The sequence below is a fragment of the Stenotrophomonas sp. TWI809 genome, assembly GCF_039673205.1.
GTDB lineage: Bacteria > Pseudomonadota > Gammaproteobacteria > Xanthomonadales > Xanthomonadaceae > Stenotrophomonas.
Genome location: NZ_JBDJLE010000002.1, coordinates 199,703 through 213,866 on the forward strand (window position 1 = coordinate 199,703; position 14,164 = coordinate 213,866).

A 14,164-nucleotide genomic window follows, 5' to 3' on the forward strand; every position below is an offset into this window, starting at 1 on the left:
AGACCGGACGCGTGTCATGGGCCCTTCCTCCCTCCCGCGTCACCGCTGGCGTCGCCCTTCGGGCGTCGGCAACGGCGTGGCCCATGCAACGTTCGGCGCAACGACCGGCGGCCATGTGCAAGTGGCCGCCGGTTGACCTGACATCGGTCCCACGTGGGCCGGTTCCATCCACCATCGGGATATGCGCATGAAACTGATCTCCGCCATCATCCGGCCGTTCAAGCTCGACGAGGTCCGCGAGGCCCTCTCCGACGCTGGCGTGTCGGGCATCACCGTGACCGAAGTCAAAGGCTTCGGGCGCCAGAAGGGCCACACCGAGTTGTATCGCGGCGCGGAGTACGTCGTGGATTTCCTGCCGAAGATCAAGATCGAGACCGTCGTGACCGACGATCGCCTGGAGGCCGTCGTCGAGGCCATCCAGACCGCGGCCGGCACCGGCAAGATCGGCGACGGCAAGATCTTTGTCACCGCGGTCGAACAGGTCGTCCGCATCCGCACCGGCGAAATCGGCGCTGACGCGCTCTAACCCCACTCGGAGCCCACAATGAAGACCTCTTTGTTCACCGGGTGGCAAGCCCGGTTCCATGCCGTGTGCCTGATGATGCTGCTCAGCGCGCTGGCCGTCGGTGCCTTCTCCAGCAGTGCGCACGCCCAGGCCCAGGTCACCCCGGCACCGTCGGAGACGGTCGCGGTCGAGCCGCTGCCGGCCACGCCGGAAGCCACGGCCGCCCCGGTCGCCGAAGCCGCCGCGGCGGCCACGTTCGATCACGGCGATGTCGCCTGGATGCTCACCTCCACCCTGCTGGTGCTGCTGATGGTGGTGCCGGGCCTGGCCCTGTTCTACGGCGGCCTGGTGCGCTCCAAGAACGTGCTGTCCATCCTCAGCCAGATCCTGGTGGTGTTCTCGCTGGTGCTGATGCTGTGGGTGGCCTACGGCTACAGCGCGGTGTTCAGCCAAGGCAACGCCTTCTTCGGCTCGTTCACGCAGTTCGCCTTCCTCAAGGGCTTCGGCCCGGATACCGTGGGCAACACGCCGATCGCCGGCCTGCCGGACTACCTGTTCGTCGCCTTCCAGTCGACCTTCGCCGGCATCACCACCGCGCTGATCGTGGGTGCCTTCGCCGAGCGCATCAAGTTCAAGGCCGTGCTGCTGTTCTCTGCCCTGTGGTTCACCCTGAGCTACATCCCGATGGCGCACATCGTGTGGGGCGGCGGCTATCTGGGTGAGATGGGCGCGATCGACTTCGCCGGTGGCACCGTGGTCCACATCAATGCTGGCGTGGCCGGCCTGGTGGGCGCCTACTTCGTGGGCAAGCGCATCGGCTACGGCCAGACGGCACTGAAGCCGCACAACGTGCCGTTCACCTACATCGGCGCGATGCTGCTTTGGGTGGGCTGGTTCGGCTTCAACGCCGGCTCGGCGGCTGCGGCTGACACCGTCGCCTCGCTGGCCTTCATCAACACCATCCTGGCCACCGCTGCTGCCGTGCTGGGCTGGACCCTGGTCGAAGCGGTCAGCAAGGGCAAGCCGTCCGCGCTGGGCGCTGCCTCCGGCGCCGTCGCCGGCCTGGTCGGCATCACCCCGGCCTGCGGCACCGTTGGCCCGCTGGGTGCGATCGTGATCGGCCTGGTCGCCGGCGTGGTCTGCGTCTGGGGCGTCACCGGTCTCAAGCGCCTGCTCAAGGTCGATGACACCGCCGACGTGTTCGGCGTGCACGGCATCGGCGGCATCGTCGGTGCACTGCTCACCGGTGTGTTCAGCGCGCAATCGCTGGGCGGCACCAAGGCCGATCTGGACATCGGCCACCAGGTCTGGGTGCAGCTGGTCAGCGTCGGCTTCACCATCGTCTGGTGTGCCGTGGCCACCGTGCTGATCCTGCTGGTGGTACGCATGGTGTTCGGCCTGCGCGTCACCGAAGAAGCAGAGCGCACCGGCCTGGACGTCACCTCGCACGGCGAGTCGGCCTACGAGGCCTGAGCTGCGCGATACCGCATTAGAAACGAGAGAGAGATGCTTTACCTTCGCCGGCGGCCTTCGGGTCGCCGGCTTTTTTGTGGGCGCCTGCCGGGCATTACCGCGCTTTGGCAGCTGATCGTGCAATCACGCACAATGCAGGCATGCACGTGACCCGTACTTCCCTCGCACTGCTCGCCCTTCTGCTGCTCGCCGCCTGCGCCAGTACCACCGTCCGCAGCCCGCTCGCCACCTGGGTGCCGTCGCCGAACCACAACGCGCGCGCGCCGGTGGTGATCGTGCTGCACCACACCGATCAGCATTCCGTGCAGGAGAGCCTGGATACGCTGCGTAGTGCCAACAGCGGCGGCAAGGTCAGCTCGCACTACCTGGTCGGCGCCGATGGCCACATTTACCAGCTGGTGGGCGATGACCGCCGCGCCTGGCATGCTGGTCCCGGGCGCTGGGGCACGATCACCGATCTCAACTCGGCCTCGATCGGCATCGAGATCGACAACGACGGCGACACACCGTTCGCACCGGCACAGATCGCGGCCTTGATCCGCCTCCTGGAGGACCTGTGCACCCGCCTGCGCATCCCGCGCAGCCAGATCATCGCGCATGCCGATCTGGCCCCGTCGCGCAAGCAGGATCCCAGCCGCTTCTTCCCGTGGCAGCAACTGGCCGAAGCCGGTTTCGGCGTGTGGCCGCGCGCAGCCGATGGCCCGGCACCGGTCGGCTTCGATCCCTGGATGGCCCTGCAGACGTTCGGTTACCCGATGGACGACCGCGCTGCTGCCGTCGGCGCCTTCCATCGCCGCTTCCGCGGCCGCGATGATCTCCCCGCGGATCTCGATGCCGAAGACGCCCGCATCCTGCACTCGCTGCTGCTGCAACAGGAACGCCGCCCATGAAGTTCACGCCCGTCCTGTCCACACTCAAGCACGCCGCGCTGATGGGCGTCGGGTTGGCGCTGTTGAGCGCGTGCGCGGTCGCGCCGCAGCGCCCGGCATCACCAGCGCCAGCGCCAACCAGCACCTATGCGAAGGCAAACTGGAGCGCATTGCCCGCCGTCGCGGACGCCGATCTGCAAGCCGGCTTCGCGGCCTGGCGCAGTGCCTGCCCGCGCCTGAAGACGGAGGCCAACTGGGCACCTACCTGCGCAGCGGCGGCCAAGGTTGCCACCACGCCGGCCGCCATCCGCCAGTTCCTGCAGGCGAATCTCGACGTCTATGCGCTGCGCGCCGCCAACAACCGGGCTGACGGCCTGATCACCGGCTACTACGAGCCCATCTACGCTGGCAGCCTCACGCGTACCGCCAAGGCATCGGTGCCGGTGTACGGCGTGCCGGGCGACATGGTCAGCGTCCAGCTCGACAGCCTCTACCCCGAACTCAAGGGCAAGCGCCTGCGCGGCCGCGTGGAAGGGCGCGTGCTCAAACCGTATGACGATGCCGCGCGGATCGCCGCGAACGGCGTCAAAGCACCGGTGCTGGCTTGGCTGACCCACCCGATGGACCTGCAGTTCCTGCAGATCCAGGGCTCCGGTCGCGTCCAGCTGGCCGACGGCCGTCAGCTGCGTATCGCCTACGCCGACCAGAACGGCCATCCCTACCGCCCGATCGGCCGCTGGCTGGTGGAGCAGGGTGAGCTGAAGCAGGCCGACGTGAGCATGGCCGCCATCCGCGCCTGGGCCGATGCCCATCCCGCGCGCGTGCCTGAGCTGCTGGCCAGCAACCCCAGCTATGTGTTCTTCACCCGCGGCCCGGACAGCGATGAAGGCCCGCGCGGCTCGTTGAACGTGCCGCTGACCGCCGGCTACAGCGTCGCGGTGGACCGCAACGTCGTGCCGCTGGGCAGTCTGCTGTGGCTGTCCACCACGCGTCCGGACGGCACCGCCCTGGTGCGCCCGGTCGCCGCGCAGGATACCGGTGGTGCCATCACCGGCGAAGTGCGCGCGGACCTGTTCTGGGGCACCGGCGATGCTGCGGGCGAGCTGGCCGGGCACATGAAGCAGAAGGGCACGATCTGGATGCTGTGGCCGAAGGGTGTGGCGTTGCCGAAGGCGCCTGACAAGAGCGAGTGACACCGATGGATGAACTGCAGCGACTCCAGCACTGGTATCGAATGCAGTGCAATGAGGACTGGGAGCATACGTTCGGGGTCACTATCGAGACCCTTGATAACCCCGGCTGGCACGTCAGCATTGATCTCATCGAGACGGAGCTTGAGCAAAAGCCCTTTGCATCGATCAGCCGCGGGGACTCGGAAGATGATGCTGACTGGATCATCTGCACGGTTGAGAAGTCGCAGTTTGTGGCGAGCGGTGGTGCCGGGAACTTGACTGAGTTGCTTGGTGTATTTCTCAGTTGGGCTGAGGCTTAGCACTAGCGATCAATTGCCGGGAGGACTCATGAAAGTCAAACGCATCATCGCCAACATCGCCGCGTCCGACCCCGCCGCCGCGGACAGTTTCTATCGGGACATCCTCGGCCTGGAACTGGTCATGGATCACGTCTGGATCCGCACGTACGCCGGGTCAGCCGACATGAACGTCCAGGTGAGTGTCGCGGCCGAGGGCGGATCCGGTACCGAGGTTCCCGATCTTTCCATCGAGGTGGACGACGTGGACGAAGCGCTCCGACGGGTCCAGGCGGCGAACTTGCCCATCGCGTATGGCCCAGCCAACGAACCATGGGGCGTCCGCAGATTCCATGTCCGGGATCCGTTGGGCCAGCTGGTAAATATCCTGGAGCATGTCTAGGTACAGACTGACCATGCACACAACTTCTCTAGATGTCGCAGACGACGCAACGGCCTGCGCTTTCTTCCGGATTGGACTGGTCTTGGGCGTGCTGGATGAGGAGGCCAGCCGGGAATGGGCGTACGCCCGGATCGAAGCACGCGATACGCCGGCCATCGAGATCATCGAAATCGCCACCGCGTATGACCGCAATGCAGCTCTGGATGCGCTGCAAGCCGTTACGGCCCATGCCGATTGGCCAGCCGCCGGCCGCTGGCTGCTGGAGGACTTGCTGGCGCAGTTCCAGTCCGGTCAGCGCTCGGCGTTGGACACGTGCCGGACTGCCATGCAGGTGGCGCGTGCGACGCAGCTTCCGGAGGATGTCTACTATGCGTTCGATGGTCTCGAAGACGAGTTGGTGCTTTTGGCCAATGGGATCTACGGAACAGTTGCCGGGCTCGAGGCGGACTTGGTAGACGCACTGAAGCAGCACTCCGGCACCGTTTGATTTGACCTGAATCTCTCGGCGATCTACTCCGTTCACAGTCCTCCTACGCTCAACCCACCTTCGTTTTGCACTACATTGGTGCAATGACCACCACGCTCCCGCCTCCCGCCCTCGACGCCCTCGGCACTCCGGTCGCCTGGGCCGACGCCAGCGGCCGTGTGGTGGGCTGCAATCCGGCCTTCGCCCGCTGGCTGGGCGTGAGCGTGCGCCGCCTGCTGGGCCAGCCGCTGGCCTCGCTGGAGGCCCAGGGCGACGCCTTGGCCCACTTCCTGGCCCGCGATGAGCGCGACACCCTGCGCCTGCACCGGCTGGCCCTGGCGCTGCCGGGCGATGCGCCGCGCTTTGCCGAGGGGTGGCTGAGCCGCTGGGACGAAGGCGGCTGGCTGCTGGAGGCGCATCCGGTCGATGAGTTCCCGGGGCTGGACCCCACCCAGGCGCTGCCCAGCGCGCTCAGTGCCGCGCTCAAGGGCTTGGCGCACGAGCTGCGCAATCCGCTGGCGGGATTGAAGGGCGCGGCCCAGCTGCTGGCGCGCCGCAACGCGCAACGCGATCCGGACGAGCGTGAGCTGATCGAGCTGATCGGCTCGGAGATCGAGCGCCTGAACGGCCTGCTCGAGCAGTTGCTGTCACCCGCGCCGGCCGCGCCGCATGCACCGCTCAACATTCATGCCTCGCTGGAACGCGTCCTGCGCCTGGCCGAGAGCGAAGGCGGCTGGGCGGTCCGGATCCAGCGCGATTACGACCCCAGCATTCCCGAGTTTGATGGCGATGCGGACCGGCTCACCCAGGCCGTGTGGAACCTGGTCCGCAATGCGATCCAGGCCGGTGCGGGCACCGTCACCCTGCGCACGCGCGTGGAGCACGGCGTGCGCATCACCGATCAACTGCATCCGCTGGCGCTGCGGCTGGAAATCGCCGATGACGGCCGTGGCGTGCCCGAAGACCTGGCCGAGCATCTGTTCCTGCCGCTGGTCAGCGGCCGCGCCGAAGGCACCGGGCTGGGCCTGGCGTTGGCGCAGCAGGTCGCGCGCGAGCATCGCGGCACCCTGACCTACCGCTCGCGCCCGGGCCATACCGTTTTCACCGTGCTGCTGCCGATCGGGCAGGGCACCCCCGCCGAGGACACTGCCGCCCATGGCTGACCAGGTCGACACCACCGCCCAGCGCGTCTGGGTGGTCGACGATGACCGCGCGGTGCGCTTCGTGCTGTGCACCGCGCTGCGCGAAGCTGGCTACCGTGTCGAAGGGTTCGACGGTGCGGCTGCCGCGCTGGCGATGCTCGCCGAGCAGGCGCCGCCGGATCTGCTGTTCACCGATGTCCGCATGCCCGGCGATGATGGGCTGGTGTTGCTCGACAAGCTCAAGGCAGCGCATCCGCAGCTGCCGGTGATCGTGATGTCGGCCTATACCGATGTGGCGAGCACCGCAGGTGCCTTCCGCGGCGGTGCACAGGAGTTCCTGTCCAAGCCATTCGATCTGGACGATGCGGTCGCCCTGGCGCAGCGCGTCCTGCCGGCCCCGGATGTCACCTTGGCCGAGCCGAGCGAGACAGCCAGCACGACACCGCCCGATCAGCGTCCGCAGCTGGTCGGCGATACGCCGGCGATGCGCGCGTTGTTCCGCGCGATCGGCCGCTTGGCGCAGGCGCCGCTGTCGGTGCTGATCAATGGCGAAACCGGCACCGGCAAGGAGCTGGTCGCGCATGCGCTGCACCACGAGTCGCCGCGGGTGCAGGGGCCGTTCGTCGCCCTCAATACCGCGGCGATTCCGTCCGAACTGCTGGAAAGCGAGTTGTTCGGCCACGAGGCCGGTGCGTTCACCGGTGCGCAGCGTCGCCACATCGGCCGCTTCGAGCAGGCCAATGGCGGCACGTTGTTCCTGGATGAAATCGGCGACATGCCGTTGCCGCTGCAGACACGGCTGCTGCGCGTGCTGGCCGAGGGCGAGTTCTTCCGCGTCGGCGGGCGCGAGTTGATCCGGGTCGATGTGCGTGTGATCGCCGCGACCCATCAGGATCTGGAAACGCTGGTCGCGCAGGGGCGCTTCCGCGCCGATCTGCTGCACCGGCTGGATGTGGTGCGGTTGCGATTGCCACCGCTGCGTGAGCGTCGCGACGATGTCGCGCAACTGGCCGAGACCTTCCTGGCCGCGGCCGCGCGCAAACTGGATACGCCACCCAAGCGGCTGACCGCGGCGGCGCTGCAGGCGCTGCGCGAACACGATTGGCCCGGCAACGTGCGTGAGCTGGAGAACGTGTGCTGGCGCATGGCGGCGCTTGCCGCGGCCGACAGCATCGGCGTGGCCGATGTGGACAGCGCACTGCACCGCGGTGCCGGCGCACCGCGCTCGCGCAGTGCCGGCGATCCGGGGCAGTGGGAAACGTTGCTCTCGGCATGGGCGCGCCAGCGTCTGGCCGAAGGTGCCGAAGGCCTGCACGCGCAGGTGCGCGATCGGGTCGACCAGGCCCTGCTCGAAGCGGCCCTGCAGATCACCCATGGCCGCCGTGCCGAGGCCGCCGCGCGGCTGGGCATGGGCCGCAACACCCTCACCCGCAAGCTCGGCGCCGGCCGCCGTCGCGGCGGATGAACCGCATGTCCACACCGCGTGTGCGCGATGTCCGGGCCGCTTTCATGGCCCGTGGACGAGCACACGGTTAGTTTGCAACCAAGGAGTCTTCCCATGCGCAGTTCCCATGTCGTCCTCGCTGCGGCGATCACGGTCGGTCTGGCCGCCTGCGGCAGCACACCGCCGCCGCGCCCCGTCGCCCCCGTCGTACCGGTGGTCAGCACCGCGCAGATGGCCGAGGCCAACCTGTCGCCGGCCTCGGCCAGTCTGGTCAGTGGTCGCCTGGCGCTGGTGCCGGATGCCCGTGGCGTGCACATCACCGGGGTCATCGGTGGCCTGCAGCCGCTGCAGGTGGCCGGGTTCCACGTGCATGAGCGCGGCGACTGCAGTGCGGTCGACGCGAGCAGCGCTGGCGCGCATTTCAATCCCGCCGGTCAGCCGCACGGCCGCAACAGTGCCGGTGCGCATCACGCCGGTGACATGGACAACCTGCGCGCCGATGCGCAGGGTCGCGTCAACGTCGACATCCGCCTGCCAGCGGTTACGCTTGGCGGCGGCGCAGCCACTGATATCGCCGGGCGTGCACTGATCGTGCACGCCAACGCCGACGATTATCGCAGCCAGCCGGCCGGCAACGCCGGCGCCCGCATTGCCTGCGGCGTCATCCGGGTCGTGCGCTGATCGCGCCCTCCCACGACGTCGTTTCTTCCAACGCTACCCGCAAGGAGATCCACATGCGCCTGATCCACACCACGCTGTTCGCTGCCATCGCCGCGCTCGGCCTGACCGCCTGCAACAAGCCGGCCGACACCACCCCTGAAGCCACCCCGGCCGCCGAAGCCACTGCCGCCCAGCCGACCGCTGAAGCGACCCCCGAGGCACCGCCGGCAATGACCAGCGAAGCCCATGCCAACCACACCGCCAGTGCCGATCTCGCGGCCACCCAGGGCAATGACGTCAAAGGCACCGTGACCTTCAGCGTCGTTGACGGCAAGGTGCACGTGAAAGGCCAGGTCAGCGGCCTGAAGCCGAACAGCGAGCACGGCTTCCACATCCATGAGAAGGGCGACTGCAGCGCGCCGGACGGCGCCAGCGCCGGCGGCCACTTCAACCCGGGCCAGGAAGACCATGGCAGCGTGGCCAGCGAACCGCATCACGGCGGCGACATGCCCAACATCAAGGCCGACGCCCAGGGCAACGCCGTGGTCGACGCCCCGGTGTCGACCAACGTAAACATCGGCAAGGGGGATGGCTTTGACATCATCGGCCGCGGCCTGATCGTCCATGCCGACGCGGATGACTACAAGACCCAGCCGACCGGCAATGCCGGTGCACGCCTGGCCTGTGCGGTGATCAAAGCGGCCCCGTAATCCGGGCCGTGTTTGACGAAAAACGCCGGCGAAAGCCGGCGTTTTTTTTGAACGTTGGTAGAGCCACGCCATGCGTGGCTGCAATGAGCGATATCGATTTTCCCGAGGGAGCCGGCCAGCGGCCGGCACTACCGTCAACGCGCCAGCAGTTCGCGCGCGTCCTGTCCGGCCTCGCAATGCACGAACAGCACCGGCAGGCCATGCGCTTCGAGCACGGCGGCCATCTGCCGCTGGCGGATCAGGTACTGGTCGTAGATGCCCTGCAGGCGATCGCAGTCGCCGGTGCCGTGGTTGTAGTACGCACACCAGCCGGCGGGGTCGAACAGCGCCATACGCACTTCGCCATCAGCGTATCGAAGCAGCGGCTCCGGCGCGGCATCCAGCCACTCTTCCACGTGCGGTGCCATCAGCGCGGTTTCGATCAGCGGCCAAAGAATCGCCAGGCCCTGGTTGTCGTACTGCATCGACATCATCGCGGCGAGATCATTCACCGTGAAATAGCGGGCGTGCTCGATCTGCGCGCCGAAGGCGTTCTGCGCCTGCAGCGCGGTATCGGCCTGCGCCATGCCCTGGGCCAGCAGCACCTCTTCCAGTGCTTCGGCCACGGCCTGGGTCTGGACGACTTCGGTGCCGGTCAGCAGGAACGGGACGACCCGCAGGCCGCCACCGGTCAGGCTGGCATCGGCCTGGAACGGCAACGGCACATCGCCGTCGGCGCCGGCACCAAAGGCCAGCACGCGCGGGCCCTGGTTGCGGCCCGGGGCGCGCATCTGCAGTTCTTCCAGGCGCCGGTGCACCGGCCAGCCCGGGCGCAGGATTTCCGCCGGATCGAAATGGGCGCCGGCGAACACGAAGTCCAGCCCGCTGACGCCGGGCACCAGCTTGGCCAGATCGCGGCCGACGCGCTCGGCCAGTTCACCAGCCTGTTCGGAGGACAGCGCGGCATGGCGCGGGGCGTCGCCGCCGGCCAGTTCCAATGCCAGTACGCCAATGGCATTCATGCCGTGGTCGGGTTTGCTCATGGTTTCACGGTTGGCCCATCACAGGGCGGCAGCTACACTTGGCCCCATTATGCCTGCTCCTTCGTGCAGGCCATGTTGCAGACACCCCTCCCATGCCAGGTATCTCCATGCCCAACGCCCGTCCCGTCGCCATCCTCGGCGGCGTCCGCATTCCGTTCTGTCGCCAGAACACGGCTTATTCGGACGTCGGCAACCTCGGTATGTCGGTGCGCACCCTCGGTGCGCTGGTCGAACGCTTCGGCCTGCACGGCCAGCAGTTGGGCGAAGTGGCGATGGGCGCGGTGATCAAGCACTCCAGCGACTGGAACCTCGGCCGCGAAGCCACGCTGTCCTCGGGCCTGTCTCCGCTGACCCCCGGTATCACCATGCAGCGCGCCTGCGGCACCTCGCTGGATACGATCATCGCGGTGGCCAACAAGATCGCGCTGGGCCAGATCGATTCGGGCATCGGCGGCGGTTCGGACACCACCTCCGATGTGCCGATCGTCTATGGCAAGAAGCTGCGCGCGCGCCTGCTGGCGGCCAACCGCGCCAAGAGCACCGGCGACAAGCTCAAGGCACTGACCCGCGGCTTCAAGCTGAGCGAGCTCAAGCCGGAGTTCCCGGGCGTGGCCGAGCCGCGTACCGGCAAGAGCATGGGCGACCACTGCGAAGACATGGCCAAGGAGTGGAACATCTCCCGCGACTCGCAGGACGAGTGGGCAGTGTCCTCGCACAAGAAGCTGGCCGCCGCCTATGAGCGCGGGTTCTTCACCGATCTGATCGCGCCGTTCCGCGGCGTGGAGCGCGACAACATCCTGCGCGCCGATACCTCGCTGGAAAAGCTGGCCACGCTGAAGCCGGCGTTCGACAAGGTCTCCGGCCGCGGCACGCTGACCGCCGCCAACTCCACCCCGCTCACCGACGGCGCCTCGGCGGTGCTGCTGGCCAGCGAGGAATGGGCGCGCGCGCACGGCCACGAACCGCTGGCCTACCTGCGTGATTCGCAGGTGGCGGCCGTTGATTTCGTGCACGGCGAAGGCCTGTTGATGGCGCCGACCATCGCCGTGCCGGAGATGCTCAAGCGCAACGGCCTGACCCTGCAGGATTTCGACCTCTACGAAATCCACGAAGCGTTCGCCGCCCAGGTGCTGTGCACGCTGCGCGCGTGGGAAAGCGAAGACTACTGCCGCAACCGCCTCGGCCTGGATGCGCCGCTGGGCAAGATCGACCCGGCCAAGATCAATCCGCTGGGTTCCTCGCTGGCCACCGGCCACCCGTTCGCCGCCACCGGCGCCCGCGTGATCGCCACGGCGGCCAAGCAGCTGGCCGAACGCGGCGGTGGTCGCGCGCTGGTCTCGATCTGCACCGCCGGTGGCATGGGCGTGGTGGCGATCGTCGAGCGCTGATCGCCGGCGGCATTGAACGAAGAAGGCCGCCCCGGGGCGGCCTTCTTTTTTTGTATCTGGCGGAGATGTGCACCATTGGGCTCTGGTAGTGCCGGCCGCTGGCCGGCTCCTCCACACCGTCTCAGAGGCCCCGCATTGCCGGCCAGCGGCCGGCACTACCGGGTGCCGCGTCGCCCTTTACGGCAGGCGCGGATTGCCGAACTCGTCGCGTTCCACGTGCAGGCGATCTTCTTCGACGTGCACGCGCCCCTGTTCCACGTGCAGGCGATCCTGCACCGGGGCCGGTTCGCCCATCAGTGATTGCTCTTCGATGGTGGCGCGCTCGGGCACGATCGGATCCAGCGGAGGGGTGGCCGATGCACGGGCCAGCGCCACGCTGTCGTCGCCGCGCTGCTGGCGCAGGGCATTGGCGAAGCACTGCGAGGCCAGTGCGGTCTCGCCGCGATCCAGGAACACCTCGCCCAACGCTTCCCACGCGGCCGGGCCGGCGCCGGCGGCGATCCCGCGGTGCAGGTAATCCTCGGCCAGCGTGTGCTGGCGCTGACGGGCGGCAATGCGGCCCAGCGCCAGCAGCAGTGCGGGGCTGGAGGGCTGCGTGGTCAACCAGCGTTGCAGATTGGCTTGGCGCGTGGCCAGCTTTTCCACCGGCATCTGGCCGTAAAGCGTCACCACCGATTCGTCCCAGCGCGTGTCCAGTGCCTGTTCGAGGTTTAGCAGGGCCGGTTCGTCCCAGTCCAGTGCCACTGCGCGCAGCGCATAGGCGGAGACGACATCGGGATCGCTGCGCAGGGCCTTTGGCGTGGCTTCCCACTGTGCGGCCAGCGCGTTGACGTCACCGGCTTCCAGCAGCGACTGTGCGGCCAGGCGGATTTCCAGCTCGGCCACGGCTGCATCCGGCAGGACCTTCTGCTTGCGCAGTGCGCCCAGCTGGCCATAGGCCTCATGCGCGCGATCGGCACGTGCCAGCGCTTCGGTGCGCAGCCACAGGCCACGCGGCGGCAGCGGCTGGATCGCGGCAACGTCCAGCACGTTGATCGCATCGACCGGGCGTTCCTGCACCAGCAGGCGCTCGGCCAGCAGCAGGGCATGGCTGGTGGCATCTTCGGTGGCCAGGCGCTGCAGGTACTGATTGACCGCAGCATCGTCATCGCGCGCCTGCGCACTGCGCACCGCGGTCACCATGGCGACAGCGCTCACTTCCTTGTCTTCAGCCGCACTGGTCAGCAGTTTTTCCGCACGCTGCCAGTGGCCGTGTTCGTGCGCCTGCAGGCCTTCGGTCAGGCGCGCGCGGCCCTGCTTGCGGCGGTAGCGGCCCCAGGCGCGGAACGGCGAGGCCAGCAGACTCCACAGCAGCCACAGCACCAGCAGCCCGACCAGCACCATCAGGGCGACCTGGGGCACGGTGGAGCGGTAGTCGGTGCCGCCGTAGCGGTAGATCACTTCGCCGAACTGGCGCAGCTGTTCGGTGCCGAGCCACTGTGAGGCGATCACGCCCAAGGCCACGGCCAGGAGCAGGACCACCAGAGATTGAAAGGGCTTCATCGATTATCTCCCGTTACGCATCGAGCGCAGTTGCTGCAGGGTGCTGCCCAGTTCGGGCAGCGATGGACGCAGCTCGCAGGCGCGTAGTTGCTGCAGTTCAGCACGTTGCTCGCGCAGAGCAGGTGAATCCGGCCACAGCCGCGGCAGCCACAGGGCAACGCGGTCCAGCGCCTGGAGATAGCCCGGCTGATCGCCGCGCTCCACCGCTGCCCGCGCCAAGGTCAGTTCCAGCTGCAGCGAATCCCACGCGGCCACGCGGTCGGCTTCGGTCAGCGGGCCCTGCAGGCGGGTGGGGGTGATGGTCACGAACGGCGCCAGCACCTGGTGCCACCAGGGCGTGGCGCCAGCGGTATCGGCGGGGGCGTCGATCTGTTCGGGCAGGGTGGTCAGGGCCTGGGCGAACCGGCCCAACCGTGCCTGGGTCTGCGCGCGCACCCCGGGGCCGAGCGCGTCCACCGCATTGCGCTCCTGCATCAATGCCTGCCGCAGGTTCAGATACTCGTTGCCCTGCACATCGTCCAGCGAGGCGGCCGCCAACGCGTACAGGCGCTTGGCGCCTTCTGCGTCATCGGCATAGGCCAGCCGCTGGCCGGCCTGGCTCAACAACAGTTCGGCTTCTTCCAGCTGCAGTGCCTGCGCGCCGTGGCGGGTGCTGTCGGCCAGCTTGGCCAGGTTCTCTTCAAGCAGCGCATTGCGCTGGCTCAGGCCGAGCATTTCATCGCGCAGCACGCGGTTGGTGGCGGCGGCGTCCTGCACGCGCTGGGAGGTCGAACGCTGGTCGCGGCGCAGTGCTTCCACGCTGTCCAGCAGGCCCTGCACCTGCAGCTGGTCGTTCTCTTCCCGCAGTCGTTCCTGCGCCTGTCGCGATTGCCACTGCGTCCAGCCCCAGGCGCCGCCGCCGGCCAACACGACAAGCGCCGTGATCGGCACGATCCAGCGCAGGGGGCGGCTCGGAGAGGGGGGCGAAACAGGGTCATTCATACGGGCATCCTTGTCGCGCGCGCCGGGCAATCCGCTTGGCTGGCGAGCGACGTGGCGCACAGCATCGCCCGCCGCCCAAGGCCCCTGCAAG

The 14,164-nt window shown here is 68.0% G+C and carries 15 protein-coding genes; 12 read left to right on the top strand and 3 right to left on the bottom strand.

Annotation, left to right across the window (positions count from 1 at the left end; all coding sequences use genetic code 11):
- Window positions 1–187: 187 nt before the first annotated feature.
- From ABE472_RS02595 to ABE472_RS02645, 11 genes are all read left to right on the top strand, one after another.
- Window positions 188–526 carry a P-II family nitrogen regulator gene (locus tag ABE472_RS02595; RefSeq protein WP_019184907.1) on the top strand — a complete coding sequence of 113 codons (339 nt, stop codon included), beginning with the start codon at window positions 188–190 and terminating at the stop codon, window positions 524–526.
- Window positions 527–544: 18 nt separating this feature from the next.
- A complete protein-coding gene (amt, locus tag ABE472_RS02600) occupies window positions 545–1,978 on the top strand; it encodes an ammonium transporter (protein ID WP_346465356.1) in 1,434 nt (477 codons plus the stop codon).
- Between the two features lie 140 nt (window positions 1,979–2,118).
- Entirely contained in the window at window positions 2,119–2,868 is a 750-nt protein-coding gene (locus ABE472_RS02605; RefSeq protein WP_346465358.1) for an N-acetylmuramoyl-L-alanine amidase, read from the top strand.
- Window positions 2,865–4,040: an MltA domain-containing protein gene (locus ABE472_RS02610; RefSeq protein WP_346465360.1), complete on the top strand. Its 1,176-nt coding sequence runs from the start codon at window positions 2,865–2,867 to the stop codon at window positions 4,038–4,040. The genes ABE472_RS02605 and ABE472_RS02610 overlap by 4 nt, the downstream gene beginning before the upstream one ends.
- Before the next feature lie 5 nt (window positions 4,041–4,045).
- Window positions 4,046–4,339 carry an immunity 53 family protein gene (locus ABE472_RS02615; RefSeq protein WP_313219851.1) on the top strand — a complete coding sequence of 98 codons (294 nt, stop codon included), beginning with the start codon at window positions 4,046–4,048 and terminating at the stop codon, window positions 4,337–4,339.
- A gap of 28 nt (window positions 4,340–4,367) precedes the next feature.
- A complete protein-coding gene (locus ABE472_RS02620; RefSeq protein ID WP_346465361.1) occupies window positions 4,368–4,718 on the top strand; it encodes a VOC family protein in 351 nt (116 codons plus the stop codon).
- Window positions 4,719–4,731: 13 nt separating this feature from the next.
- Window positions 4,732–5,205: a hypothetical protein gene (locus tag ABE472_RS02625; protein WP_313211224.1), complete on the top strand. Its 474-nt coding sequence runs from the start codon at window positions 4,732–4,734 to the stop codon at window positions 5,203–5,205.
- Window positions 5,206–5,288: 83 nt separating this feature from the next.
- On the top strand, window positions 5,289–6,347 hold the full coding sequence (locus ABE472_RS02630) for an ATP-binding protein (protein ID WP_313211225.1): 1,059 nt from the start codon (window positions 5,289–5,291) through the stop codon (window positions 6,345–6,347).
- Window positions 6,340–7,791: a nitrogen regulation protein NR(I) gene (gene ntrC / locus ABE472_RS02635; protein WP_346465363.1), complete on the top strand. Its 1,452-nt coding sequence runs from the start codon at window positions 6,340–6,342 to the stop codon at window positions 7,789–7,791. The genes ABE472_RS02630 and ntrC overlap by 8 nt, the downstream gene beginning before the upstream one ends.
- Before the next feature lie 93 nt (window positions 7,792–7,884).
- On the top strand, window positions 7,885–8,451 hold the full coding sequence (locus ABE472_RS02640; protein ID WP_070473801.1) for a superoxide dismutase family protein: 567 nt from the start codon (window positions 7,885–7,887) through the stop codon (window positions 8,449–8,451).
- Between the two features lie 53 nt (window positions 8,452–8,504).
- Window positions 8,505–9,140, top strand: coding sequence for a superoxide dismutase family protein (locus ABE472_RS02645; RefSeq protein WP_102788809.1), 636 nt, complete (start codon window positions 8,505–8,507; stop codon window positions 9,138–9,140).
- 134 nt (window positions 9,141–9,274) lie between these two features.
- Here ABE472_RS02645 and ABE472_RS02650 read toward each other — a convergent pair whose 3' ends face one another.
- The gene (locus ABE472_RS02650) at window positions 9,275–10,162 is read right to left on the bottom strand and encodes a hypothetical protein (RefSeq protein WP_070472014.1); all 888 of its coding nucleotides are present in this window, start codon (window positions 10,160–10,162) and stop codon (window positions 9,275–9,277) included.
- 92 nt (window positions 10,163–10,254) lie between these two features.
- Between ABE472_RS02650 and ABE472_RS02655 the strand changes: the two genes are divergently transcribed.
- Window positions 10,255–11,550: an acetyl-CoA C-acetyltransferase gene (locus ABE472_RS02655; protein ID WP_313219853.1), complete on the top strand. Its 1,296-nt coding sequence runs from the start codon at window positions 10,255–10,257 to the stop codon at window positions 11,548–11,550.
- 177 nt (window positions 11,551–11,727) lie between these two features.
- Here ABE472_RS02655 and ABE472_RS02660 read toward each other — a convergent pair whose 3' ends face one another.
- Complete coding sequence (locus ABE472_RS02660; protein WP_346465366.1) at window positions 11,728–13,092, bottom strand: heme biosynthesis HemY N-terminal domain-containing protein; 1,365 nt, start codon at window positions 13,090–13,092, stop codon at window positions 11,728–11,730.
- A gap of 3 nt (window positions 13,093–13,095) precedes the next feature.
- Window positions 13,096–14,073 (bottom strand): uroporphyrinogen-III C-methyltransferase, encoded by a 978-nt coding sequence (locus ABE472_RS02665; RefSeq protein WP_346465368.1) that lies wholly within the window; start codon window positions 14,071–14,073, stop codon window positions 13,096–13,098.
- Between the last annotated feature and the right edge of the window lie 91 nt (window positions 14,074–14,164).